We start from the raw sequence: 24,844 nt of genomic DNA, 5'->3' as shown, positions 1-24,844 counted from the left end.
CGAAAGGTACCCCTTCGTAGCGTCGAGAACTGTTGGCCGCCCGTGCCCGCGGACCGGCCGGTTCTTGGAGGTGGACACCGTGCAACGCTTCGCCACACTGATCCTGCGTCACCGCGCGCTGGTGACCCTGGCCTGGGTCGCCGTCACCATCGTCGGGGTGCTGATGGCGCCCAATGTCGCCGGCCGTCTGCAAAGCGGTACGACGATCAACGCGGCCAGCTATCACGCCAACGTCGCCCTGCAAAAGGACTACGGCGGCGTCGCCGCCAACCCCAGCGTCCTGGTCGTCGACCTGCCGCACGGCGTCACGGCCGACAGCCCGGCCGCCAAGGCGGGACTGCTCGCGGCCGACAAGGCCGCCTCGTCCGTCCCGGGCGTTCGTGACCTGTCCTTCGCCAACACCGGCGATCGGACCCTGGTCGGCACGGGAGACACGTCGACCCTGGTGATGGTCTACCCGCCGGTCTCCGGCAACGCGGTGCCGTCACCGGTGATGGACCACATGAGCACCGCGATCACCGGGGAGGTCCCCGGTGCCGTCGTACAACAGACCGGCATCGAACAACTGTCCGCCGGCGGCACGAGCGGCGGGTCCAGCGTCCTGACCGAACTGCTGGTCGGAGTCGGGCTCGCCCTGATCGTGCTGGCCTGGGTGTTCGGCTCGGCGCTGGCAGTGCTGCCGCTGCTGTCGGCGATCGCCTCCGTGCTCACCATGCAGCTGGCGATCTACGGCCTGACGTACGTGACCAGCATCCACATCAACCCCTCGGTGCAGTTCATCGTCGCCCTGCTGGGCCTCGGACTGTCGATCGACTACTCGCTCCTGCTGGTCAACCGCTGGCGTGAGGAACGCGAGGGGGGTGCCGACAACCACGAGGCCGTGGTGCGATCCCTGCGCCGCGCCGGACACTCGGTCGCCTTCAGCGCGCTTATCGCCTCCCTCGGGCTGTTCGCCCTGATCGTCGTGCCGGTCTCGTTCCTCCAGGGTGTGGGCCTGTCCGGGATCTTCATCCCCTCGATCGCCGCCCTTGTCGCACTGACCACCATCCCGCTGCTGCTCTCCACGATCGGACCGCGACTGGACAAGATCCGGCTGCGCCCGCGGAAGACCACCGGCGCCGGCGCGATGTGGACGCGCACTGCGAAGACGATCGTGGCCCATCCGAAGACCGCGGCCCTTTCCGGCCTGGCGATCCTGGGCACGCTGTGCGGCTTCGGCCTGACCATCAACATCGCCTCTCCCGCCTCGACATCGCTGGCCGCGAACGGCCCCGCGCAGCAGGGCCTGGTCGCACTGCGGCATGACGGCTTCCCGACCGGCGTGCTGACCTCCGTCCCGATCGAGCTCCCAGCGGGAACCGATCCCGCCGCGACCGCCGCGACCCTGCGTACGCTGCCATCGATGCACGGCGTCCTGGTCGCCGACACCCCGGCCTGGCACCACGCCGACAGCTCGGTGATCATGGGGCTGCCGGTCACCGAGATCGGCACCTCGCACGCCGGATCCGCCCTTTCGGACCTGCACGCCGCCGTGCCGCACAACGCCATGATCGGCGGCGACCTGGTCCAGTCGACAGATGTCACGCACATCATGTCCAGCTGGTTCCCGATCCTGCTGGCCGTGGTCGCGCTGCTGACCTTCGTGATGCTGGCCCGGGGCATGCGCTCGCTGCTGCTGCCGGCCAAGGCCGTCGCGCTCAACGTACTGTCTGTCGGCGCCGCCTACGGGGTGCTGGTGCTGATCTGGCAGCTGGGCTGGGGGTCGAACAGTCTGTGGGGCATCCCGGCGACCGGGTCGATCAGCCCCTTCGTCCCGATGTTGCTGTTCGCCTTCCTGTTCGGCGTCTCCATGGACTACGAGGTGTTCATCCTGTCCCGCGTGCGCGAAGCGTATGACCGCACCGGGCGCACGAATGACGCCGTGGTCGAGGGCGTCAGCAGGACCGGACGCCTGGTCACCAGTGCCGCGCTCATCCTGTTCCTGGCCCTGGTGTCGCTGTCGTCGGCGCCGGACGTGACCATCAAGATGATGGCCACCGGCATGGCGGCCGGCGTCCTGATCGACGCCGTGGTGGTGCGGACCCTGCTCACTCCGGCGCTGGTGGTGCTGTTCGGCCGTGCCAACTGGTACCTGCCCGCGTGGGCGGCCCGGGTGCTGCGTGTGAAGCCCGCGCCGGATGAGCAGGACACGGACCTCGGCTCAGTCAACGCGCCGAGCCCTCAAACCTCCGTGCATTCTTGAGTCATGCGTGTCCTCGTCATCGAAGACGACGAATCCACCGGTGCGTCCCTGGCCTGGGGCCTGCGGGCCGAGGGCTACACCGTGGCCCTCGCCGCCGACGGTGGCGAGGGCCTGTGGCAGGCCATGGAACACGACTTCGACCTGATCGTCCTCGATGTCATGCTTCCCGGCCTGGACGGCTACCAGATCTGCTCGCGCCTGCGCGAGGCCGGCAACTGGACGCCCATCCTCATGCTCACCGCCATGGACGCCGACCTCGACCAGGCTGAGGGCCTCGACCTGGGAGCCGACGACTACCTCACCAAACCTTTCGCCTACCCGGTCTTGCTGGCCCGGATCCGTGCCCTGCTACGCCGCGGCACCACGCCGCGGCCCGCCCTGCTCACCGCGGGCGACCTGACCCTGGACCCGGCGACCCGCGTCGTCCGCCGCGCCGGCCAGTCGATCGCGCTGACCCCGGGTGAGCTGGCGGTGCTGGAGTACCTGCTGCGCGCCGACGGGCGCGCGGTGTCCAAGAGCGAGTTGTTGGAGCACTGCTGGGACGAGAACTCCCAGTCCGATCCGGCGGTCGTCGAGGTCCGGATCCACCACCTGCGCCGCAAGATCGACGCTCCGTTCACCGCGGCGCTGGTGGAGACCGTCCGGGGAGCGGGGTACCGCATTGATCCGCGCCACTCGTAGCCGTTCGCTATGGCTGCGGCTCACCGTGCTGGCCACGCTGGCCATCACGGTGACCGTGGCCGTGGCGACCGCCGTGCTGGTCGCCACGCTCGTCAGCTCGGTGCGGTCCAACGTGACCACCACGCTGAACACCTACGCGGAATCCGTGGCGCACTCGGCCGTCGACGGACGCTGGCCCACTCCCCTGCCGCCGGCCCCCGGCGACCCGGGGATGTGGGCGCAGGTCGTCGACTCCTCGGGCAGGGTCCTGGCCGCCACCCAGAACGTCGCCGGGCGGCCCGCGATGTACATGCTCACGGCGGGCAGCACCTCGCCCAAGCCTTCACCGACCCTGGTGGGGCACGGAGACGAACAGGTGGTCGCGCAGCGGTACGTGGCCGGCTCGACGCCGGTCGTCGTCTACGCCGGCGGTCCGACGCGACTTCTCAGCATTCTGACCAGCGACATCAGAGGACACCTCCTCTACACCGTGCCCCTGGTCCTGCTCGGCGCGATCGGCATCTCCTGGCTGCTGATCGGCCGCACGCTGCGCCCGGTCGAGCACATGCGGGCCGAGGCCGCCGAGATCACCGGCAGCGGCCTGCACCGCCGCATCCCCGAACCGGACAGCGACGACGAGATCGGCCGGCTCGCCCGCACCCTGAACACCATGCTCGGCCGGCTGGAGGACTCCGCCGCCCGCCAGCGCCGCTTCGTCGCCGACGCCTCCCACGAGCTGCGCACCCCCGTCACCGCCATCCGCACCACACTGGAAGTCGGCCTCGCCCACCCCGACCAAGCCCCCTGGCCGGAGCTCGCGACCCGCGCCACCGCCGAGGCCGCCAGACTCCAACGCCTGGTCGACGCCCTGCTCGTTTTGGCGCGCGCCGACGACGACACCCTGATCGGCCGCCGCGAACCGGTCGATCTGGGCCGGCTGGCCCGCACGGTGGTCGACGCCGCCCCGGCGCGCCTGCCCGTCGAGATCGACGCCTTGCCCGGCATTAAGGTCCTCGGCGACGCCGACCAGCTGACCCGCCTGATCCGCAACCTGCTCGACAACGCCGACAGCCACGCCGACAGCTGGGTCCGCCTCACCGTCGCGGAAGCCGAGCCGGACACTGTGGTCCTGGAAGTCGCCGACGACGGACCCGGGATCGCCCCAGCCGACCAGGAACGGGTCTTCGACCGCTTCGTCCGGGTGCAGGCGGCACGAGACCGCAAGTCCGGGGCGACCGCGGGCACCGGGCTCGGGCTTTCCATCGCCCGCGACATCGTCACCGCCCATGGCGGCACCATCACCGTCGACGACACCCATCCCCGCGATGAGAACCGCAGTGGCGCGAAGTTCACGGTCAGGCTGCCGATCGCCGGCCGATAGTCCTCAATACTCGCGGACCCGCGAGTTCGGCGACGCGGGCCCGTTCAGGTCCGCGCCAGCTGTCGCTCGATCCACTGAGATGCCGTAGCGGTGATGAGGGCCATCGTCTCCGGGTGGGCAGTGCCGCTGGGGGTGCCGAAGGTGTGGTTCGCGCCGGCGATCTCGACGAGTTCGATCTCGGCCGGCAAGGCCGGGAACTGCTCGGGGCGGCCGAAGGGGTCGCGCGTGCCCTGCAGGACAAGGGTGGGTCGGCCAGTCGCAAGCAGTTCTCGGGAGCTGCCGGGTCCAAGCAGCGGATAGGCCAGGGCGAGTACGGCGTGCGCGCCGAGTCGCTCGGCGGTGCGGCAGGCCACTTGGGATCCGGCGCTGCGGCCACCGGAGATGACGGGGACGCCCAGGTCGGCGGCGATCGGCCAGACGGCCCGCCAGGCGGTGTCGAGCGAGGGCTCGTCGGAGCCGTCGCGGGTGCGGTTCATCCGGTACGGCTGGGTCACCAGGGCGACGCTGACTCCCCGGGCCGGGAGGGCTGCGGCGAGTGCTTGCAGGTCTGCTGCCTCCACTCCGGTGGCTGTGCCGTGGCCGAGCAGGGCCACAGCGCGCGGCGCGCCGGGTGCGGGGTACCAGGTGATTCCTGCCGCGCCGACGGGGGTGGGCACGAATTCCATCGCCGGCCCGGTGTCAGCCATCGAATTCGCCCGGTCACTCATCGGCTCTCTCCTTCTGTCTCCTTCTGCCTCCGGGCGAGTTCTGTCTCCGTGCGAGCCTCGAGGAATGCGGCGATGGGCCCGGCCACCGCGTCGTGGCCGGGGACGATGTGGCCACCGGAGTGTTCGACGACCAGCGGGTCGGCGAACCGGTCGGCCAGGCGCAGCGAATCCCTGCGCGGCACGATCACGTCGCTGCGTCCGATGACGTGGGCCGAGGGCGTGGTGAGTTCGTGCCGCAAGAGTGCGGCATGTTTCGGCAGGTCGCTGGTGAAGCCGCCGACCAGGATGGCGAAGCGGAAGTGGAATTCGGGCGGGGCGCCTCCGCTCTCCTGGACCGCGGTGAGCAGACCGGCCAGGGCCGCTCCTTGGCTGAAGCCGAAGACCCCGTCGAACCTGGGTCCGGCACAGACCAGCTCGATCGCCCAGTCGCGGGTACGCTCCCAGCCGTCGAAGCCCTCGTGCCACCAGCCGAAGTCTCCGGTGGCCAGGGAGGGTGCGTCGACGTAGACGAATTCGACGTCCGTGGGCAGGGCGGCGGTCAGCCATGCCATCTGATCGCGCAGGATCGCGCCACTGCCGTGGTAGCCGTGTAGGCACAGTATGCGTAGGTCAGACATGGGTCACCGCCGTTGGGAGTTGGCTCTGGGTGAGGGGGCCCTGTGCTTCATCCTGCTGCGGCAGCTATCCATATGTCCAACAAATGAAAGTTCTCGAACTGATAGATTTTTTGCATGACAATTTCCCTGCGCCAACTGGAGTACTTCATCGCCGTCGTCGATGAGGGCTCGTTCACCCGCGCCGCGGAAGTGCTGGGCATGAGCCAGCCGGGCCTGTCCCACCAGATCCAGGCCCTGGAACGGGAGCTCGGCGGGCCACTGCTGGAACGCCTACCGCGCCAGGTCCGGCTGACTCCAGCCGGCCGCACCGCCCTGCCACACGCTCGGGCGAGCCTGGCCCACGCGCAACGTGCCTCCAGCGCTGCCCGCCGGGCATCCGGCGTGGAGACCGGCGAACTGCACGTGGGGACCCTCTACTCAATCAGCACCGGGGTGTTGCCCGGGGCGCTGCGTACCTGGCGGCGTGAGTACCCCGAACTCCAAGTCCACCTGGTCGAGTTTCCCCACACCAACGATCTGATCGCGGCGATGGAGGCCGGAGCCGCCGACGTCGCGGTCGGCCCCACCCCGCCGAACTGGGACGGGCCCTGCCGGACGATCGGCGTCGAAGAGTTCGTCATCGCCGCGGCTCCCGACGCCCTGCCCTATCCCGACGGTGCACAAGTCCCGATGGTCGATCTCGCACAGCAGGAGTGGGTGCACTACACCGCACGCAGCGGCTTGTCCGACATCCTCAACGCCGCCTGCGGGCAAGCCGGCTTCACTCCCAAACTCTCGGTGCGCACCGAGCAGAGTGCGTCCGCACTCAGCCTGGCCCGCGCGGGGATCGGCCTCGCCCTGCTGCCCGGAAACATCGTCCCCAGGCACTTCGACGGCGCCCTGCTGCGCCCTGACCCGCCCGTTCTGCGGCCCCTGTCGGTGTACACCAGAGTGCGCCCCGACCCGATCACCGCAGCCTTCGTCTCCGCGATCTCAGTCGAAACCCTCGTCACCCCGACCCACATCACCGATCGACTCGGTCCGCCGACACGGTAGAGCCGAACCGGCACTGTTGGCGGCGCCGCCGACGGCTCCATGCATTCAGTTTATGGAAATCAGTGATTCTAGTTCTTGGACAAATGAAAGCGCGTCCGAGACGATCCTTCCAAGCGCCAAACGGCACCGAGCCAGAGGCCGAAGACGCTCGCGGCCGCCGCCCGACGGCCGATCCGATCGTGAGGAAGGACCGCGCGAAATGAAAATCAGTAAACTGAGGATCACCGCTGCCGCCGTGGCTCTCGGGCTCGGCGTGGGCGCCGCCTACACCTTCGGCGCCGGCAGCGCCGCCGCGAGCGGCGCGTCGGTCGCTGCCGGGGCCCACGGCGGCTCGTCCCGCCACCACGACTTGCCGAACCCGTACGAGTTCCTGCCGAAGGTGCCCTCCTTCACGGCATACAGCACCACCGCGCACAACGGCCACCCGCTGCCGCTCCCGCAGTGGTCGGGCATCTTCGGAGTGCCCGGCGGCAAGGACATCTCGCCGGAGCTGTCCTGGCACGGCTTCCCCAAGCAGACCAAGAGCTTCGTGGTCTCGATGTACGACCCGGAAGCGCCGACCCAGGCCGGCTTCTTCCACTGGATCGTCGAGAACATCCCGGCCACCACCACCAGCCTGCCGGAGAACGCGGGCACACTCGACTCCACCACCCTGCCCACCGGAGCAATCCAGCTCGAAGGCGACGCCGGCATGGACCGCTACATCGGCGCGGCCCCGCCGGTCGGCTCCGGCATCCACGACTACTACATCACCATCACCGCCCTCGACGAGCCCACCACCGGACTCGGCGCGACTACCAGCGGCGCCCTGCTCAACTTCGCGATCGACAGCCACACCATCGCCCGGGCCTCGGTGATCTTCCCGACCGTGGCCCCGGCGAAGTAGCCGTGTACCGTGCCAGAACGGATGCCTGGCTATTGACCTGCCCGTTTGTGTGACTGGTGGAGCTGTCCCGCAGGCTCGATGCCTGTGGCCGTGAAACTCATCTACCAGCTCATCCTCAAGGTCTTCGCCTGGCTCGCGCTGCTTGCTGGCAACGACGCCGTGAACCACGCCGAGTTACTCGTGCTGCGGCATGAGGTGGAGATGCTGCGTCGTCAGGTCGGGAAGCCGAAACCGTCCTGGATCGATCGGGCAGTGCTGGCGGCTCTGGCCAGGCTTCTGCCGCGTGAGCTGCGTGCGCATCGGGGATCGTGACGCCGTCTACGCTGCTGGCCTGGCACCGGCGCCTGGTGAAACGAAAATGGACCCAGCCCCGCTCCCCCGGTCGGCCGCCGCTGTCCGAGGAGATCCGCGACCTGATCGTCACGTTGGCGCGCGACAATCCTGGATGGGGCCACCGAAGGATCCGAGGCGAGCCGGACCGGATGCTGATCTGGAACCAAGCCCACCTGCTGCACGCGCTAACCGAATTCGAGACCCACTACAACCTGCACCGGCCACACCGGTCGCTGGAACAGGGCGCCCCATTGCAACCTGTGCCCGAACCGATCACTGGCAGCGCCGACATCGTCGACCTGAACGTGCGAAGACGCGACCGACTCGGCGGCATCCTGCACGAGTACGAGCACGCGGCCTGACCTGCATGGATGAAATATTCGGCACCCACAGGACGCACAGCAGGGCACACCGGCGGAAGCGCGTACGGCTTGAGGTGGCCACGCATCTCGTCCGGTAGGGAGCCGCGCCGTCTTCCAGCTGGTCCACCGCAGGTGGCGATGCCGAACGGTTGTGACGTGACTCGATACGTGGCATCTGGACGTCGATGTAACCTGCGACGGTGAACGATTCTTGACGCTAGGTGGCGCCGGTGTGCCTGGATTCTTGGCACGGATTGGTACGCGAGTGAAGCGCTCGCCAGTCGCACGCCTGCGGTCGACCGCAAGGCGATCGCCGAAGCTGGCTGTCCAAGTGATCTATCTGCCGCGAGCGCAGGTAAAACGGGTGATCGTCGCCGCGCACGGGGCTAGGGTGCCGCGCATGGTGCGCCATCATCCTGATTATGCGAACGTCACGCCCGGCGAGCTGGCCCTGGCCTGTCGAGCAGCGCTCGACGACTGCGATGCCCGTATCGCCGCGCTGATCGCGATCCCGGCTGAGCAGCGCACGTTCGAGAACACGGTGGTAGCTGTGGAGGAGGCCCGCGCTGCGGTAACAGAGGCCCGGGCGGCCTGGGGATTGCTCGCGGAGGTTTCTCCCGACAAGGACCTGCGGGGGGCCGCGCAAGAGTGGGCCGAACGGCTCGACAAGCGCACGGTCGGTATCGGCCTCGACGAGCAGGTGTTCCGCGCGGTGCGCGAGTACGCGAACGGCACGCAGGCCCCGGCGCTGACCGGGGTGGACGCCCGGCTGCTGGGCGATCTGCAACGTGACTACCAGCGCAGTGGGATCGGCTTGCCGACTGCGCAGCGCGAGAGGTTGCGGGTGCTTTTCGACGAGCTGGTTGAGCTCGGGTCCGGGTTCACCGCGACCCTGGCAGGCTGGCGGGACGGCATCGTCGTGGACCGGGACGAGCTGGCGGGTCTGCCGGAGGCGTACATCGAAGGGCTCGAGCGTGTCGGCGATTGCTACCGGGTCTAACTGGACAACCCCGAGTTCTGGCCCTTCATGTGTGACGCCCGCTCGGCCAAGCGGCGGCGGGAGCTGCTGGAGAAGGACTTACGCAAGGGCGGTGCGGAAAATGTCGCCCGGCTTGAACGCGCCCTCGTCGTACGCCGCGAGATCGCCGGAATCCTGGGCTACTCATGCTGGGCCGCGTACGTCCTGGAGACGCGGATGGCCAAGACGCCTGAGGCGGTCGCAGCGTTCCTCGACGACCTGCGCTCCCGGATCGCGCCGAAGGCCGCCGCCGACATGGCTGAGATGGCCGACGCCAACGAGGATGCCGGCGGTTCGCGTGAGATAACGCAGTGGGACCAGCCCTACGCGATCAGTCGGCTCAAGCAGACGCGCTATGCCTTCGACGATATGGAGATCACGCAGTATCTTCCGCTGGAAGCCTGCCTTCAGGGGCTGTTCGCGACAACCGGCACCATGTTGGGGATCCGGTTCGAAGAAGTGGCCGACGCCTCGGTCTGGCACCCAGACGTGCGAACCTTCGACGTGGGCGAAGCTACGGGCGGCGCGCCATTCGGGCGCTTTCACCTCGACCTCTTCCCCCGTCCGGACAAGTACAAGCACGCGATGGCCCTCGCCCTGCGACCAGGACGGCGACTCGCGGACGGCTCCTGGCAGCAGCCTGTCGCGGTGATGCTGGCCAACCTCACCCGCCCGCATGCCGACGCACCATCGCTACTGCGGCACGCCGAACTCGTCACGCTCTTCCACGAGTTCGGCCACGTGCTCCACGAGATACTCGCCCGCGCCGAGCACCTGCGGTACTCCGGCGCCGAGACAGAGATCGACTTCGTGGAGGCACCTCGCAGATGCTTGAGCACTGGTGTTGGGAACCAGCTGTCATCACCGGGTTCGCACGTCACCACCGAACCGGCGAGCCGATACCGAAGCACCTGCTGGACGCACTGGCGACCGCGAAGACCGCCGCATCGGGAGTATTGACCATGCAGCAGCTGGCACTCGCGACGCTCGACGCGGCCTATCACTCGGCCCAATACGGCGGCAACAGCACCGCGACCTACGCAGAGGTGTACACCCAGCACGGCGAATCCTATGTCGAGGGCACTCACCTGCAATCCGGCATCACGCACCTGTTCGGGTACGACGCCGCGTACTACAGCTACCTCTGGTCGAAAGTATTGGGCGACGACATGTACACCCGCTTCCAAGAAGCCGGCCCGCTCGACCGGGCGACCGGTGCACGCTACCGCCGTACCGTCCTGGAGCGCGGCGGAACTGCCGACGCAGAGGCGATGGTCCACGACTTCCTCGACCGCGAACCATCCAACGAAGCTTTCCTACGCGAGATGGGCTTGTGAGTCGAGCGAGCGCCCCTGAAAGCTGTCGACCGTGCACGCGGCGACGGCGTTGTTGCCCCTGTCAGTGAACGGCTCAACCTCGACGCGATCCGTGGACGTACTTCACCACGATGCGCCTGAGCGAGACGCGAAACCGTAAGACCCGCGCTCTCACAGAACGGTGAACCGCACCGGGACTATGCCATGCCCCTCCGTTTGACAGCCAGGTCAGAGGAGCGCCCGGACCTGGCTGTCAAAGCCGTGACCGTGGCGCGAACCCGGGACGCTTCAGAGGCGAAGCGCCGGCTCCGCGCCGAGGGCTACGACCCCGATCGCATCAAGCACCGCTACCTTCGGTGACCCCCTGCGCCGCCGACCGGCGGGCGAGGACACGCAGCTGTTCCGGAGTCAGCTCCGTGTGGGCGAGCCCGGCGGCGTAGCGGCGGATCAGATCGTGGAAGCGATAGCGCCCACCGGTCGTACGCCGCACCAGATGGTCGTCCTGAAGCCGCTCCAGGATCTCGTCGGCCTCAGCGGCTCCGATGCCGTCGGCTGCTGCCGCGGCGAGGGCTGCCGCGGCGCTGAACTCATCGTCCGCGTGCAGGCCCAGTGCGCAGAACAGGAACTTGGCCGGGGCCGGAAGCCGGCGGTACGACAGGTCGAAGACGGGACACAGCGTTCGGCCTGCCGCGCTGAAAGCGCCGAGCCCCGGAGCTCGCAGCCGGTCGGCGAGGTCGGCGAGCGTCCACGCCGGCCGGGAGCGCAGCCGGGAAGCGGCCAAGGCGATCGCGAGCGGGAGGGAACCGCAGGCCTCGACGATCGCGGTGGCGGCCGCCGGTTCGGCCGTGATCCGCACGGTTCCGGCGATGCGTGCCAGCAGGGTGACCGACTCGACGGGCCTGAACACGTCCAGCGTGTGCAGGAAGGCCGTGTCCAGCCCGGCGAGGCTGCGGCGGCTGGTCACCAGCACCAGGCAGGACGGGGCGGAGGGGATCAGGGCCCGGATCTGCTCCGCGCCCGCGGCGTTGTCCAGCAGGATGAGTGCTTTCCTGTCGTGCATCTGATCGCGGAACATCGCTGCCCGCTCTTCCAACGCCGCGGGGATGCGCTGGGCCGCCACGCCCAACTGGCTCAGGAACGTGCCCAGGACGACCGCCGGGTCGGCCGGTGCGTGATCGGCGTCGAACCCCCACAGGTCCGCGTACAGCTGGGTGTCGGTGAACCGGCCGCTGTTCACCAGCTCGTGCGCCGCGTGCAGCGCCAGTTGCGTCTTGCCGATCCCGGCCATGCCGTCGATGGCCAAGGTCACGGCCCCGTTCGCGCCGTGGTCGCCGTCGGCGGCCGCCGTGGCCGGCTTCAGGACGGCCGCGAGATCCCGTTCACGGCCGGTGAAGACAGCCGTCGCGGCCGGCAGCTGGCGCAGCACCCTCGGCGGCCCGCCGAGCCTGGCCTCGACGTGGGCCCGCGCGCAGGCCCGCTGCCACCGGGCCGCTTCCGGATCCCGCAGGCCCAGGGCCCGGACCGTGGCCATCAGCAGGTCGATGTCCAACCGGCGGCGGCGGGCCTGGAACAGGTCTCTGACCGTGGTGTGGGCCAGCGCCTGCGGCGGCCGCAGCTTCAGGCCCGCCGACCTGGCCAGCGTCCGGAACGAGGGGTTCCCCGACGCCGCCCGCAGCAGATTCAGTGCCTCTATGAGTCCGGCCATGTCCCGGACCTGGTCCGGATCCGGCACCGTCCCGTGGTGTTCCTCAATCACGCCATCGCCCCCGCCCGCAGGTCTTGATGGCCGAACCGTCTCGTCAGGACTTCACAGAACGGCTCCAGGCAGCCTCCAGCTCTGGTGGCCGAGATCTGGTACCCGAGCTCCGATGTCCCTCCCGTGGCAGAATTCGGCGGGTGGACGTCCAACTGCTCGGCGAGTTCCAAGTGCTCCACGACGGCGCCGAGTTGGACCTCGGCGGACCGCGTCGGCAAGCGGTGTTAGCGGTACTCCTGCTCAACGCCGGCCGGACCGTCTCCCGGCAGCAGATCGCGCAGTGGGCGTGGCCCGCTGATCCGCCGGACTCCTCGGGCAACCTGATCGCCAACTACATCTCAGGGCTGCGCCAGGCCCTGCGCCCGGCCGGGTCCGACATCCGCCTGGTCGCCCGGGCGTCGGGCTTCACCGCGGAGTTCGACCCGATGTCGGCCGACGCCCACCGGTTCACCGATCTGGTCCGGCAGGCCCGGGCCGACCTGGACGGCAACGAGCCGGCCGCCGCCGCCACCCGGCTGCGCCAGGCTCTGGACCTGTGGCACGGCCCCGCGCTGGGCGGCTTGGACACGCCCTACCTCGACGAGCGCCGTGCGGAGCTGGAAGGCGCCCGCAGGTCCGCCGCCATGCTGCTGGCCCGGATCCACGTCGAGAACCAGCAGGCCGACCAGGCGGTCGAGGTGCTGCGCGGGCTGCTCGCCGAGGAGCCGGGGAACGAGCCGTCCGCGACGCTGCTCATCCAGGCGCTCATCGCGGTCGGCGACAGTGCCGGGGCCGCGGATCTGGCGACGCGCACGATTCGTGCCTCGCGTCGCGAAGGCCGTGAGCCCGGTCCGGCTTTGAAGCGGGCGCAAAGCGATGCCCTGGGAGGGCGTTCGGTCGGCAGTGGGACCGCCGCTACCCGGCTCAACCAGCTTCCCCTGGACACCAGGGCGTTCACCGGACGCGACCACGAACTCGCCGAGCTGTTGGAGGTGGCGGCGCTTTCCGAGCCGGACGGCGCGGCGGGCACCGTGGTGATCTCAGCCATCGACGGTATGGGCGGCGTCGGCAAGACCGCTTTGGCTCTGCGTGCCGCGCACGCACTGACGGAACGTTTCCCCGACGGGCAGCTGTTCGTCGACCTGCGAGGCGTTCACGAACAGACACCGCGCGATCCCGGTGACGTCTTGGCCGAGTTCCTCCAGGCGTTCGGTGTGCCGCCGGGCGGGATCCCCGCCGAGACCGGGGCCCGTGCCGCCGCCTTCCGGGACCGGCTGGCCGGTACGCGCACCTTGCTGGTGTTGGACAACGCCGGTAGCGAGGAGCAGATTCGGTCGCTGCTGCCGGGTACTGGTGGATGCCTGGTTCTGATCACCAGCCGCGTGCGGCTCAAGGGCTTGGACGACGCCTATCCCCTGAACCTGGACGTCCTGCCCATTGCTGACGCGATCGCGCTGTTCCGTAGTATCGCCACTCCTGGCCGGGTGCCCGCGGACGATCCCCTGCTGGAGGAGGTCGTGGCGCTGTGCGGACAGTTGCCGCTGGCTCTGCGGATCGTTGCCGCGCTCCTGCGGAACCGGCGTAGCTGGACTCTGCGACACCTGGTGACCCGGTTGCGTGCCGGCCGCGCCGATCTGACGGCGTTCTTCGATGGCGATCGGGACCTGGCGTCGGTGTTCGACCTCTCCTATGAGTCGCTCGACGCTGCCGGCCGCAGGACCTTCCGGTCCCTGAGCCTGGTGCCCGGCCCCGATGCCGACGCCCTCGCCGTCGCCGCGCTGCTGGACACCGATCCGGACACGGCCGACGACCTGCTGCAAGACCTCGTCGATCACAACCTTCTGGCGGAGGTTGCGCCAGGTCGCTACCGTCTCCAAGATCTGTTGCGGTTGCACGCCGGCACCCTTGCCCGCTCTGTCGATCCGGCCGGTGAGCGCGAGTCGGCCATGGACCGGCTTCTGAGCTACTACTCCCACTGCGCGCAGACCGCCTCCGAGACGATCGCCCGGGTGCCGCGCCCCGGGCCTGACGGCCCGGCACCCGCCCACGCCCCTGCGCTCAGCGATCCCGACGCCGCACGGGCCTGGCTGCGTGGTGAACTCCCCAACCTTGAAGCCGCCTGGAACCACGCCCACACGGGCCGCCTCGACCACCACGCCATCGCCCTGGCCACCGGTCTGGCCGAGACCTTGCGTACCGAAGGCCCCTGGCCCCGCGCGCTCGAGGTCCACGAGGCCGCCGAGACCGTCGCCCGCTCCGGCCCGCCCGGCGTCCATGCCGGAGCCCTGGGCGACTTGGGGCGTGTGCGGCGGATCACGGGTGGCTATGCGCAGGCTGCCGAGGCGCTGGAGCCGGCGCTGCGGATCTACCGGCAGCTCGGCGACCGTTTCGGCGAGGCCGTCATGCTGGTCGAGCTGGGCGAGGTGCGCTATCTGACCGGGGACTATCCGGGGGCTGCGGAGCTTCAGGAACCGGCGTTGGAGATCTTCCAGGCGCTCGGCAGCCGTCTGGGCGAAGCCGCTGCTTTGAACGGCCTGGGGCGGGGCCGGTACATGACCGGGGACTTCCCGGGGGCGGCGGATGCCCAGGAACGGGCTCTGCGGATCTACCGGCAGGCCGGCAACCGGTTCGGGGAGGCCGCCGCCCAGACCAATCTCGGGGAGGTGCGAGGCCGGATCGGGGACGACGCGGAGGCGGCGCTGGCCTTGGAGCGGGCCCTGGAGATCTTCCGGCAGATCGACAACCTGCACGGCGAGGCCATCAATCTGACCGAACTGGGGGAGGTGCGGGCGCGGCTCGGGGACTATCCGAAGGCGGCGGCGGCCCTGGAGCGGGCGCTGGAGATCTTCCGGAAGGTCGGCAGCCGCCTCGGCCAGGCCGCGGCCCTGAACAACCTGGGGCGGGTGCGGTATCTGACCGGCGACTATCCCGAGGCAGCGGCCGTCCAGGAACGGGCACTGGAGATCTACCGGGAGCTCGGCAGCCGCAGCAATGAGGGCTGGGCGCTGAACTTCTACGCGGCCACCGTCGCCGCACTCGGCGACCGCGACCGTGCCCTGTCGCTCTATGAGCAGGCGCTGGTCATCAACCGGGAGCGGAAGATGGCCGACGACGAGGCGATCTCGCTGGAGGGCATCGGTGAACACCACCTCGCCGTCGGCGATCCGACACAGGGTATTGAGAACCTGGCGGCGGCACTGGACATCTACCGGCGTCTGGGGATGCGTAAGGACGCTGAACGTGCTCAGGCCCGGCTGGCCGAGGCCGAGGGCGGCGGGATCCAGGCGTCCTCGGAGACCGGACGGCCGGGCCGCTCCGCCGGCCGGGTCAGGACTCGAAGGTGATGTTCCACAACACGCTGTTGGTGGTGGGCTGGTCGGAGGTCTGGCCGGGGTTGAGGATGCCGGGCAGGTCACGCCCGGTCGACAGGTCGCGCCAGACCACCTTGATGGTGTACTTGCCGGACTCCACACCGTCGTACCAGTCGTTGACGTTCAGGACGCTGGGCGGGGCGTAGTTCCAGGAGAAGCACTGGTATGCCGAGCCGAGCCAGATCCGGATCTGGCTGTTGTTGGGCTGGCAGGTCCCCTTGATCACGTCGGCGGACGCGGACGACGCGGTGCCGATGGTGGCGACACCGCCGACGGCGATGACGGCCGCGGCCGTGGCGATCCTGCGGCGGGTACTGCGGAGCGTGCGCACGGGTGGTCTCCTTCTGTACAGGGTTGCCGCTCGACGGGTTCTTGGCCGGAGCGGTAGCACCACCCTGCTAGCCACGGGCGGGTGGAGTCCCCTATCCCGCCCCAGTTCGTACAGGCGGCCGTACGGCTGGCGGGTTGTAGCGACGTTGAAATGGGGTGGACCACGGAGACGGGCCTGGCCGCCGCTTCAGAGAATGTGCGGCTTGCGGCCGAGGCATTGAAGATCCACCATGCTGAATCTGCTGCTCAGTATCGTGGTGTGGCTGGGTTTGTGGGTGCTCGTGCTGGTGGTGGGCGGCTGTCTGCGGTCTTGATCGTCTGTCACCGGTCGAGTTCGAGGTTCGTCAGTACGAGCAGGGCTCGCAGCAGATTCGTGGCGCGGGCGGGATCGGTGCGGAGCTTGGTGAGGATCCGCCAGTTCTTCAAATGCGCGAAGCCGTGCTCGACGAGGGCGCGGGCTGCGGAGATCACCTTGTTGGCGGCCTTCTGGCCGGTCGTGAGCTTGCGTTTCTTAGTAGCCCTGTAGCCGGTGATAACCACGGGGTCCTCGCCGGTTTCACCGAGGCCGAGGAACCCGAGGTCGGCCAGGGCGCCGAGGCCGGCGGCTTTGAGACGGTCGACGATGTGGTCGTGACGGGCGGCGGTGATGTCGTGCGTTCGGCCAGGTCGGGCGGCGGAGATCCAGATCAGCCGTCCGTTTTCGTCGGTGAGGGCAAGGAAGTGCAGGCCGTGTCGTTTGTGCTTGCCAGAATAGTTGGGCCGGTTCGCTGTGCCGGTGCGGCGCTAGGTGGGGATGAGGGTGCCGTCGATCAGGACGACCTCGCCGCCGCGTCGGGCGATCTTGGCCAGGGCCCGGTCCAGGCGCGGGGCCTTGGTCGCGAGCAGGTCGATCACCTCACGAGTCCAGCGGCGGATGGTGGTGGCCGAGATGTCGTTGCCGCCGGCCAGGTCGGCGGCGCGTTGGTCGTGGCGCAGCACCGCGAGCACCAGGACCGCGATCCGTCCCGCTGGTAGGGACCGCCACCTGGATCCGATCGCTTTCAGGTGTCTGCGCAGCAGGTCGGCGATGTAGGTGACGGTGGTCGTGGACAGCGGCAGGCGGCACTGGTAGACCAGTACGGCGTCCCCGGCCTGCTGATTCTTGTTCTTCACACCAACTCGATGAGCACCGGGGACGCCCCTTACCCACGGCTCCGGTCGCCGCGCCACTTTGGGGTGAAATCAGAGGCCGCATAATCACTGCTATGCGGGACGTCATCCCGCAGGCCTGAGCACGCTCCGACGCCCGGGGCATGAATGTCTGGCGGGCCGTATCCACGTCTTCTATCCAGGTCAGTGTGTGTTTCGCTGTCCACGGCCGACCCGATGACGGTAAGGGATGCTCAGAAGGCGGACGTGAACCGGCCGTCGGCGAGTTTGCGCAGCCAGCCGCGATCGGCGAGCTTGGTCATCTTCCCGCGCAGCGGCTCCAACTTGCCGCGCACCTGAACCGGCAGACCGAGCTTGGCGCCGACCTCCTTGACCTTCACCGGCCCGGCCGCATCGCGCACGATAGCCAAGATCCGCTGGTAGTCCGGCGGCAGCGCCTCGGCATCGAGGCCGCCGACACGGGCCGGGATCAGAAGCACCGACCGCCCGCCCACCTGCGCTTCCGGCGGCGGGGGCGCCAGCGACAAGTACTCACCGAAACCCTGCTCGCTGATCCGCTGCACGACGCGCTCAGCCACCACGAGTTCGTCACGCTCGACGCGCACATCGGCCAGCCGCTTGACCAGCTCCTCTTCCAGGAGATCCAGTTCGGCACGCCGAGCGGCGATCCGGCCCAGCACCACAGAATCCGTCATAACGACCGAGCGTAGGAACAGCACCACGCCCCGCGACCCCGAAACGGCGGAACGTCAAACGATCGAGACCACAGACAGCCGCCCACGACCAGCACGAGCACCCACAAACCACGCCATGCCAGCACTCTGAACAGCCACTTCAGGATGGTGAATCTTCACTGAGGCGCTGCCGGCCATCCCGAGCCGGGCCCGGTTGACCTGTCGGCTGCGGGAATCGGCCGGGGCCGCGATCGCCGACCGGGGACGGACCGTCATCCAGTCCGCCGGGGACCACGAGATCTCCTGGCCGATAGCACACGCCGCGTTCCTCGCCCACGCGAAGACGGCGCTGCCAGCGGTCACGCCGCCGGTCGAGCGGCTCGGGATCGACGAGACCGGGCGAGGGAAGGCGAAGTTCCGGCTGGCCACCGCCACGGACGGAGGCGACGTCTGGGAGGTCACCGCGGACCGGTGGCACGTCGGGTTGTGCGCCACGAGGCGCTGTTCCCGAAGGCGGGCGCTGGGGATCCCCACCGTCGCCTGAGGGCGCCGAGAAGTCCATCCATGCAGGTCGCGGTCTTGCGGCAGCACTTGCCATCCGGCGATGATCGAGACTTGTGTGTCTACGTCTTCTGTTCCTGATCGTCTCCCGTACGCTCGCTGCTTTACCGCTTGCTCGTCGCGATGAAACCTCCAAGAGCCTCGAGATCCTGCTGTTGCGGCACCAGCTCACCATCGCGCACCGTCAGCTCGGGCAGTCCCGGCCGACGATGTCGTGGGCCGATCGGGCACTGATCGCCCTGCTGCTCGGCCTGATCCCGAAGGTTCGGCATCCCAGGTTGAAGCTGCTGGTCACGCCCGGGACGATTCTGCGGTGGCGTCGCGACATCCTGCGCCGCCGCTGGGCCGCGAAGTCCCTCCCGAAGGGCCGTCCGCCGACGCGCCGGAACATCAAAGCACTGGTGTTGCGGATGGCCAAGGATAGCGAGCACTGGGGCTACCGGCGCATCGCCGGTGAGCTGGCCGGCCTCGGAATCAAGGTCGCGCCGTCCACCGTATGGATCATTCTGAAGAAAGCCGGTATCGACCCGGCGCCTCGTCGCAACAGTCCCACGTGGGCGCAGTTCCTGCGGTCCAAGGCCGAGGCCCTCTTGGCCACCGACTTCTTCACCGTCGAACTGCTCGACGGCACGACCGCGTACGTCCTGACGATGATGGAGCATGCCACCCGCCGGATACAGATCCTCGGCGCCACCGCGCATCCGACCGCCGCGTGCACCGTGCAGACGGCCCGCAACGCCCTGATGGACCTCGAAGAGCACGCCAGCCGGTTCAAGTACCTCATCCGCGATCACGGCCCGCAGTTCACCACCGCGTTCGACGTGGTGTTCAAGGCCGCGGACATCGATATCGTGACCACCGCGGTCCGTACCCCCGTCATGAACGCAATCCAGGAACGCTGGCACCGGTCGGTACGCACCGAGCTCCTGGACCGCACACTCGTCTGGAACCTGGCACATCTACGGACCGTCCTGGCCGAGCACGAGAGTTTCTACAACGAGCATCGCCCTCACCGAGCCCTCGGCCAGGCCGCGCCACTACGACCACTTCCCGACAACGTCATCGACCTCGACCAATTTCGCGTCGCCCGGCGCAGCCGTGTCGGAGGCGTTCTCCACGAATACCACCTGATCGCCTGACCTGCACGGACGAACTTCTCGGCACGCTCACTGCCGGGCCGCGCCGCGTCGTCTATCACAGTCTTCGAACAGAGACGGACCGGGACCTGCCGGCCATCACACGACTCGCTTCCGCCAGACAGCCTCGTTCGCGTATTGCCAACAGCCCTATTCGAACCTACGGCCGCTTAGCTAGATGGCGCGGCATCGTCACCGAGGGTCGACACACCCGTTGCGGAGACCGCTACAGTCGCACTTCGTAACAGAGTTATCGTGGCGGCAGGGGTGGTTCGAAATATGCGCGCGGTCGAGACGACGCTGGCGGGGCTGCTGGACGGCAAGAAGCAACTCCAGGTTCCGCTGTTCCAGAGGCCCTATTCTTGGCAGGAGACACAGCTCAAGCAGTTGTGGTCGGACATCCTTGAACAGGCTGAGCTGATAGTTGAGGGCACCGACGGCCCGACGCATTTCATCGGTTCTGTCGTCCATGCCCCGTCGCCCCAGAACACCATGGCTTTCCCGCGCGCGTTGATCGTCGACGGCCAGCAGCGGCTGACAACCTTGTCACTCGCCCTGGCCGCCCTTCGCGACCACGTCGCGGCCGATGATCAGGAATGGTCCAGGGACATCTCACGCCGCTTTCTGGTCAACAGCCGCATGCACGGTGACGACGAGGTCAAGGTGGTGCCGACCCAAGCCGACCGCGCAACCTACAAGGCTTACATCACCGAGACGCCGCCTACCGCGGACGACGAATCGACGGTCGGTGTGGCCTACCGCTTCTTCCGTGCCAAGCTCGCCGCAGTCGCCGGGGACCCCGACCTTCCTCCCATCGACAAGATCGAAGAGGCGATCACCTCCCGGCTCACCCTCGTAGAAGTGACCGCGGACGCGCGCGACAACGTCTACCGGATCTTCCAGTCGCTCAACAACACAGGACTGGACCTGACCCAGGCCGACCTGCTGCGCAACTACATCTTCATGCACCTGCCGACCCGGGGCGAGGCTGTCTACGAGAACCTGTGGACCCCGTTACAGAAGCGGCTCAACCCCGCGCAGATCGAACACCTGATTTGGCTCCATCTCGTCCTGACAGGCGAGAACCGCACGCGGAGGCAGGACGTGTACCGGGCCGAACAGGATCGCTTTGAGGCCCGCAAAGAAACGGACACCGGTGGCGAGGCCATGTACGAGGCCTACGTCCACGAACTGGTCAGGCGTTCCGCGCACTATCAGACGATGGCAAACCCGGCGGCGGAGAAAAACCCTGCGGTCCGCGACGCACTGGCCACTTTGCGCCGCTGGGACGCCGAGGTTACGGCACCAATCATCATGATGCTCCTGGACCGCCGCGAACAGGGGCTTGCTGACGACGAGCAGGTCGCCCGCGCTTTGGGTTATGTCGAAAGCTATCTGGTACGGCGGACGATCTGCCGGATCCCCTCGGCCGGCCTCAACCGCATCTTCACCGATCTCCCGGGGCAGATGAGCGCAGACATCGCGGTCGACGAGGACATCCACCGGCTGTTGTCCACCGAGCGCCGGGCCTGGCCCACCGATGTCGAACTCCTCGACGCGATCTTGACCAAGCCGTTCTACCACTATGGCCGGGCCAACCAGCGAACGTTTGTTTTGCGCCGCATCGAGGAGTCTTACGAACACCCTGAGCCGGTGGACTTCGCGGCTGCGAAGCTGACGATCGAGCACGTCCTGCCGCAGACTCCCGGGAAGGAATGGCTCGAGGTCCTCGCCGAAGACGCCCAAGGCGAAGAGGATGTTTACGACCTACATGCCAGGATCCAGCACACACTGGGGAACCTCACTCTGACCGCCCAGAACAGCAAGCTGTCGAACCAACCGTTCCAGCGCAAGCAGGACCTGCTCTCGAACAGCAATCTGGAACTAAACAAGCGGATCGCTGCGACCGAGCGATGGGGTGCAACGGAGATCGACCAACGCGGCCGCGAGCTTGCCGCCGCTGCGATAGCTCTGTGGCCAGCGCCGCTGCCCAGGTCCGGCAGGCCTGAGAGGGGCAAGGATTGGTCACTGCTGCACCAGGCCCTTGCCGCATTGCCGCCTGGTTCGTGGACAACCTACGGCGAGCTCGCAGCTCTGATCGGATCCGCCGCCCAACCCGTGGGAGCCCACCTAGCCCAGGGCGTAGGGGTCACCAACGCATGGCGAGTGCTGAACTCCTCGGGCAAAGTGGCGGAGAACTTCCGCTGGAACGGCGAAGATCGCGGCGATGTCCTGGACATCCTGCGTGCTGAAGGTGTCCGGATCGACGAAAAGACCAAGAAGGCGGACCCGTACCAGCGACTCACCGCCGACGACCTCGCCCGGTTGCTCGGCCTCGGTGCCGAAGAGTGATAGAGCCCTGCACCGCTCACGGCCATGGAGCGCCTGCTTAATGCGGAGCCTGGAGCGCGCACGCGACATCCACCGGATCGACTTCGAGCATCTCCGCGAGCAGGATGCTGTGCAGGATAGCGCTACGCTGGCCACGTTCAGCATGGCCCAGGTAGGTCCAATACACGCCCGACACCGCAGCCGTCGTTCGGCTGCAGCTGACCACGTGTTTCGTGCGATGGGAAATTGAGTCCTCGCCAAGATGGCAGTGCCCTATCCGAACCGGCCGCGCCACCACGACCCGCATCCCGGTCACCAGCAGGAAGAATGCACATCACGGGTTGTGAACGAGTACGACGTAACAGGACGCTGGCCTCCAGGTGTCTTGCCAGACGCGCACCTTGTCCATGAATCCTCGGTTGAGCCGCCGAGGACTCGGGCAAGCCATTGTTCGTATATAGCAGTATCTCGTGGGGAGCGGGAGGGCGGTACCGGTGGCGGGTCCGAAGCGTAAGGGTCTGGCTCAGCAGATCTTCGAGGCGCAGGAGCGCAGGGCCAAACAGAAAGCGGCGCAGGAAAAGGCAGAGCGCGACGCTGAGGAGAAAGCGAAGAAGACCGCGCTCCGCGAACAGACACTGGCGGCCCGGCAGGCTCAGCGGGCAGCAGAGGCGCTGGAGAAGCAACAGAAAGCTGCCGACGCTCGTCAGGTCGAGCAGGTGCTCCGTGAGATGGAGAAGCGGGAGACGCTGCGCCAGAAGCAGGAGGCCCAGGACGCCCGGGACAAGAAGCGTGCCGAGGAAAGGGCGGCCGGCGAGGTAAATCGTGCAGCAAAGGCGCAGGTTGTCCAGGGGCTCAAGGACGAGGCCGCTGAGCGGACTCGCCGGGTCGGCGCCACCATCGAAGCGATCGCCAGCATCCTGTCGGGCCGCGACCGGGATCTGGAACATCTGCGGGCGGACACCGACGCGGCATTCGACGAGGACGGCGCCGAAGCGTACGCCGCGCGTGTCGCAGACCTTTTGGCGGAGCGGACGTTCCTGAGCCGTGGCCGGCCTGTTCAGGTCGTGTACGCGCCCGACACGCGCCGACTGACCCTGGCAGTGGACCTGCCACGCAAAGAGCGCGTCCCCACCGAAAAATCCTTCCGGTACGTCGCGGCACGTGGCGAAATCGTGGCCGAGCCGCGCAAGGCTATTGAGGTCCAACAGATCTACCAGGACGCCATTGCCCGGATGACCCTGTGTGTCGCCGACTACGCCGCCGCGGTCACTTCACCCGAGTTGGTCGAAACCATCGCCGTCAACGGTCATGTCCGTACGACCGACCCAGCCACTGGCAAGCCGGTGAACCCGTGCCTGGTGACCTTTCTGGCGTCGCGGGAAGACTTCGATCAGGTGGAGCTCGACGAGCCGCGGTTGGATCCGGTGCGCTGCCTGCATCACCTCAAAGCCTTGGTGTCGCCAAACCCGTTCGACCTCGAACCCGTCACGCCAATCGTGAACTTCGACCTCGAACGCTACAAGCTCGTCGAGGAAGCCAGTGCGCTGGCTGGCCTGGACTCCCGCGTCGACCTGCTCACGATGAGCCCCTACGAGTTCGAGCAGCTGATCCAGAACCTGTTCCTCGCGATGGGATACCGCTCCTACAAGACGCAGAACAGCCGCGACGACGGCGTGGACGCGGTCGCCGTGCGCGACGACATCGCCATCGGCGGCGTGGCGGTCATCCAGGCTAAGCGCTACACCAAAACCGTCCCCATCGAAGCAGTACGCGCGCTCTTCGGCACCATGCAGGAGAAGAAGGCGTACACCGGCTTGGTCATCACCACGTCGTCTTTCGGCCCAGCAAGCTACGACTTCGCCAAGGAGGTCGGACGCATCACCCTCATCGAGGGAAGGCAGCTCCTAGCGCTGCTCAAGGAGCATCTCGGGATGGATGTGCTGATCAGTCTGGCCAAGCTGCCTAAGGGCTGGACTCTCGCTGACGCGGGTCAGGACCCGGCTCCCGGTTCAGCCCCGTCTACGGACTGAGAATTCGCGCGCGAACCCTTCCCCGCAACCGGAGGATATGGGACGCGAATCTGCGTGGCTTTCTGCTTTCGGGATGCCTCATGCTCTAGGTGTGGCAAGACCTGCCATCAAAGACAATCCACTGGCCGTCGGCCTGGGGCGCGAATGGGCGGGATGAACCGCACCGGGATGGTGCCATGCCCATCCGTTTGACAACCAGGTCAGAGGACAGCCCTGACCTGGCTGTCAAAGCTATTGCCGCGATCTAAACCCAGGCGCGGTTCAGCAGCAGCCACTAAGCTAAACTGACCAAAACTGGATCTAATTCAAACACTTATAATTTCCTACCACTCCTCAGCGGGGATACTACTGACCTGCTCATCGCAGATTGATTTGGAGTATTCGCGAGACAAAAATATTGGCCTAGAGAGAAGGATGTCCCCGGACCGCTGAACTCCCAAGAGGACGCCGAGTTCATCCGATCCAATATCACTCATACCCGTAGCACAAAAGTCATCAATTCCATCCGATGACGCTTGCGCAATAAATTCGCCCTCGAGTTCGGAGGGCACCCGGCCTACCAACGCAACCTGACCATAGAGCACTTGAGGGCCAGTTCGCGCATCAATTGCGACACAAAACAGTCTCTCAGATTTAAAGTATACCGTCACACCAAGACTGTGAAAATACCCGTAGTGGATCACTCCGTCGCGACGCAAAAAAGAACCCGGAAATCCATCCAGCTTACTTGAAATTTCTCCCGGATTCATTCCGAATACAAGCGGGCCAACGCCGACACACGGATCAAACACCCAGCGAATACGCTCTGCATCGGTTTTAGTCGCCCACACTCGAGTCACTTGAACTCCCTAACAGCCATCAAAAAAGATCCAGCTTCTGTGCGATCGCGAGCGCACAGAAGCTAGCTTACTACTCTAAGTTTCGGCGCTTCGGGGCGGCACGGCCGTGCCGCCCCGAAGCGCCGAAGAAA

General features: G+C 67.4%; 20 protein-coding genes and 2 pseudogenes. 14 read left to right on the top strand and 8 right to left on the bottom strand.

From position 1 onward, the window contains the following. Positions 1-79 precede the first annotated feature (79 nt). From ABIA35_RS44425 to ABIA35_RS44415, 3 genes are read left to right on the top strand one after another with little or no spacing between them, the layout of a single operon-like run. Positions 80-2,242, top strand: a complete 2,163-nt coding sequence (locus ABIA35_RS44425; RefSeq protein WP_370361996.1) for an MMPL family transporter — start codon at positions 80-82, stop codon at positions 2,240-2,242. Between the two features lie 3 nt (positions 2,243-2,245). After that, the gene (locus ABIA35_RS44420; protein WP_370361995.1) at positions 2,246-2,923 is read left to right on the top strand and encodes a response regulator transcription factor; all 678 of its coding nucleotides are present in this window, start codon (positions 2,246-2,248) and stop codon (positions 2,921-2,923) included. After that, positions 2,904-4,283: a sensor histidine kinase gene (locus ABIA35_RS44415; RefSeq protein WP_370361994.1), complete on the top strand. Its 1,380-nt coding sequence runs from the start codon at positions 2,904-2,906 to the stop codon at positions 4,281-4,283. The genes ABIA35_RS44420 and ABIA35_RS44415 overlap by 20 nt, the downstream gene beginning before the upstream one ends. A 44-nt stretch (positions 4,284-4,327) precedes the next feature. Here ABIA35_RS44415 and ABIA35_RS44410 read toward each other — a convergent pair whose 3' ends face one another. Continuing rightward, positions 4,328-4,990, bottom strand: a complete 663-nt coding sequence (locus tag ABIA35_RS44410; protein ID WP_370346767.1) for an alpha/beta family hydrolase — start codon at positions 4,988-4,990, stop codon at positions 4,328-4,330. Then, on the bottom strand, positions 4,987-5,607 hold the full coding sequence (locus ABIA35_RS44405; RefSeq protein ID WP_370361993.1) for a hypothetical protein: 621 nt from the start codon (positions 5,605-5,607) through the stop codon (positions 4,987-4,989). The genes ABIA35_RS44410 and ABIA35_RS44405 overlap by 4 nt, the downstream gene beginning before the upstream one ends. 114 nt (positions 5,608-5,721) lie before the next feature. Between ABIA35_RS44405 and ABIA35_RS44400 the strand changes: the two genes are divergently transcribed. From ABIA35_RS44400 to ABIA35_RS44375, 6 genes and pseudogenes are all read left to right on the top strand, one after another. After that, positions 5,722-6,642, top strand: coding sequence for a LysR family transcriptional regulator (locus tag ABIA35_RS44400; RefSeq protein WP_370346771.1), 921 nt, complete (start codon positions 5,722-5,724; stop codon positions 6,640-6,642). Between the two features lie 199 nt (positions 6,643-6,841). Further along, positions 6,842-7,528 carry a YbhB/YbcL family Raf kinase inhibitor-like protein gene (locus tag ABIA35_RS44395; RefSeq protein ID WP_370346773.1) on the top strand — a complete coding sequence of 229 codons (687 nt, stop codon included), beginning with the start codon at positions 6,842-6,844 and terminating at the stop codon, positions 7,526-7,528. 84 nt (positions 7,529-7,612) lie between these two features. Then, the gene (locus ABIA35_RS44390; RefSeq protein WP_370361992.1) at positions 7,613-7,840 is read left to right on the top strand and encodes a hypothetical protein; all 228 of its coding nucleotides are present in this window, start codon (positions 7,613-7,615) and stop codon (positions 7,838-7,840) included. Beyond that, entirely contained in the window at positions 7,837-8,223 is a 387-nt protein-coding gene (locus ABIA35_RS44385; protein WP_370346777.1) for a hypothetical protein, read from the top strand. The genes ABIA35_RS44390 and ABIA35_RS44385 overlap by 4 nt, the downstream gene beginning before the upstream one ends. A 331-nt stretch (positions 8,224-8,554) precedes the next feature. Continuing rightward, complete coding sequence (locus tag ABIA35_RS44380; RefSeq protein ID WP_370346779.1) at positions 8,555-9,223, top strand: hypothetical protein; 669 nt, start codon at positions 8,555-8,557, stop codon at positions 9,221-9,223. A gap of 27 nt (positions 9,224-9,250) precedes the next feature. Beyond that, a pseudogene (locus ABIA35_RS44375) lies at positions 9,251-10,578 on the top strand (M3 family metallopeptidase). 316 nt (positions 10,579-10,894) lie between these two features. Here ABIA35_RS44375 and ABIA35_RS44370 read toward each other — a convergent pair. Further along, positions 10,895-12,313 (bottom strand): NB-ARC domain-containing protein, encoded by a 1,419-nt coding sequence (locus tag ABIA35_RS44370; RefSeq protein WP_370346781.1) that lies wholly within the window; start codon positions 12,311-12,313, stop codon positions 10,895-10,897. A gap of 140 nt (positions 12,314-12,453) precedes the next feature. Between ABIA35_RS44370 and ABIA35_RS44365 the strand changes: the two genes are divergently transcribed. Then, positions 12,454-15,636, top strand: a complete 3,183-nt coding sequence (locus ABIA35_RS44365; RefSeq protein WP_370361991.1) for a tetratricopeptide repeat protein — start codon at positions 12,454-12,456, stop codon at positions 15,634-15,636. Here the strand turns inward: ABIA35_RS44365 and ABIA35_RS44360 are convergent. The 4 genes and pseudogenes from ABIA35_RS44360 to ABIA35_RS44345 form a co-directional block, all read right to left on the bottom strand. After that, positions 15,620-15,994: a hypothetical protein gene (locus ABIA35_RS44360; protein WP_370346785.1), complete on the bottom strand. Its 375-nt coding sequence runs from the start codon at positions 15,992-15,994 to the stop codon at positions 15,620-15,622. The genes ABIA35_RS44365 and ABIA35_RS44360 overlap by 17 nt on opposite strands. Positions 15,995-16,314: 320 nt before the next feature. Then, positions 16,315-16,752, bottom strand: a pseudogene (locus ABIA35_RS44355) (transposase family protein); the annotation flags it as partial. A 24-nt stretch (positions 16,753-16,776) separates the two neighbouring features. Further along, positions 16,777-17,145, bottom strand: coding sequence for a hypothetical protein (locus ABIA35_RS44350; protein WP_370346787.1), 369 nt, complete (start codon positions 17,143-17,145; stop codon positions 16,777-16,779). Between the two features lie 230 nt (positions 17,146-17,375). Then, complete coding sequence (locus ABIA35_RS44345) at positions 17,376-17,822, bottom strand: hypothetical protein (RefSeq protein ID WP_370346789.1); 447 nt, start codon at positions 17,820-17,822, stop codon at positions 17,376-17,378. 208 nt (positions 17,823-18,030) lie between these two features. On the opposite strand from ABIA35_RS44345, the gene ABIA35_RS44340 reads away from it, so the two are divergent. The 4 genes from ABIA35_RS44340 to ABIA35_RS44325 all read left to right on the top strand — a co-directional run bounded on the left by ABIA35_RS44340 (position 18,031) and on the right by ABIA35_RS44325 (position 23,874). Beyond that, a complete protein-coding gene (locus ABIA35_RS44340) occupies positions 18,031-18,360 on the top strand; it encodes a hypothetical protein (RefSeq protein ID WP_370346791.1) in 330 nt (109 codons plus the stop codon). A gap of 295 nt (positions 18,361-18,655) precedes the next feature. After that, the gene (locus ABIA35_RS44335) at positions 18,656-19,516 is read left to right on the top strand and encodes an integrase core domain-containing protein (RefSeq protein ID WP_370346793.1); all 861 of its coding nucleotides are present in this window, start codon (positions 18,656-18,658) and stop codon (positions 19,514-19,516) included. 276 nt (positions 19,517-19,792) lie between these two features. After that, complete coding sequence (locus ABIA35_RS44330) at positions 19,793-21,865, top strand: DUF262 domain-containing protein (RefSeq protein WP_370346796.1); 2,073 nt, start codon at positions 19,793-19,795, stop codon at positions 21,863-21,865. A 473-nt stretch (positions 21,866-22,338) separates the two neighbouring features. Next, positions 22,339-23,874 (top strand): restriction endonuclease, encoded by a 1,536-nt coding sequence (locus ABIA35_RS44325; RefSeq protein WP_370346798.1) that lies wholly within the window; start codon positions 22,339-22,341, stop codon positions 23,872-23,874. A 323-nt stretch (positions 23,875-24,197) separates the two neighbouring features. On the opposite strand, the gene ABIA35_RS44320 is transcribed toward ABIA35_RS44325, so the two are convergent. Then, on the bottom strand, positions 24,198-24,713 hold the full coding sequence (locus tag ABIA35_RS44320; protein WP_370346800.1) for a hypothetical protein: 516 nt from the start codon (positions 24,711-24,713) through the stop codon (positions 24,198-24,200). Between the last annotated feature and the right edge of the window lie 131 nt (positions 24,714-24,844).

This window comes from Catenulispora sp. MAP12-49, assembly GCF_041262705.1.
Taxonomy (GTDB): Bacteria; Actinomycetota; Actinomycetes; order Streptomycetales; family Catenulisporaceae; genus Catenulispora.
Note: the sequence above shows the minus strand (reverse complement) of the source record. Positions and strands in the feature narration are given on the sequence as shown.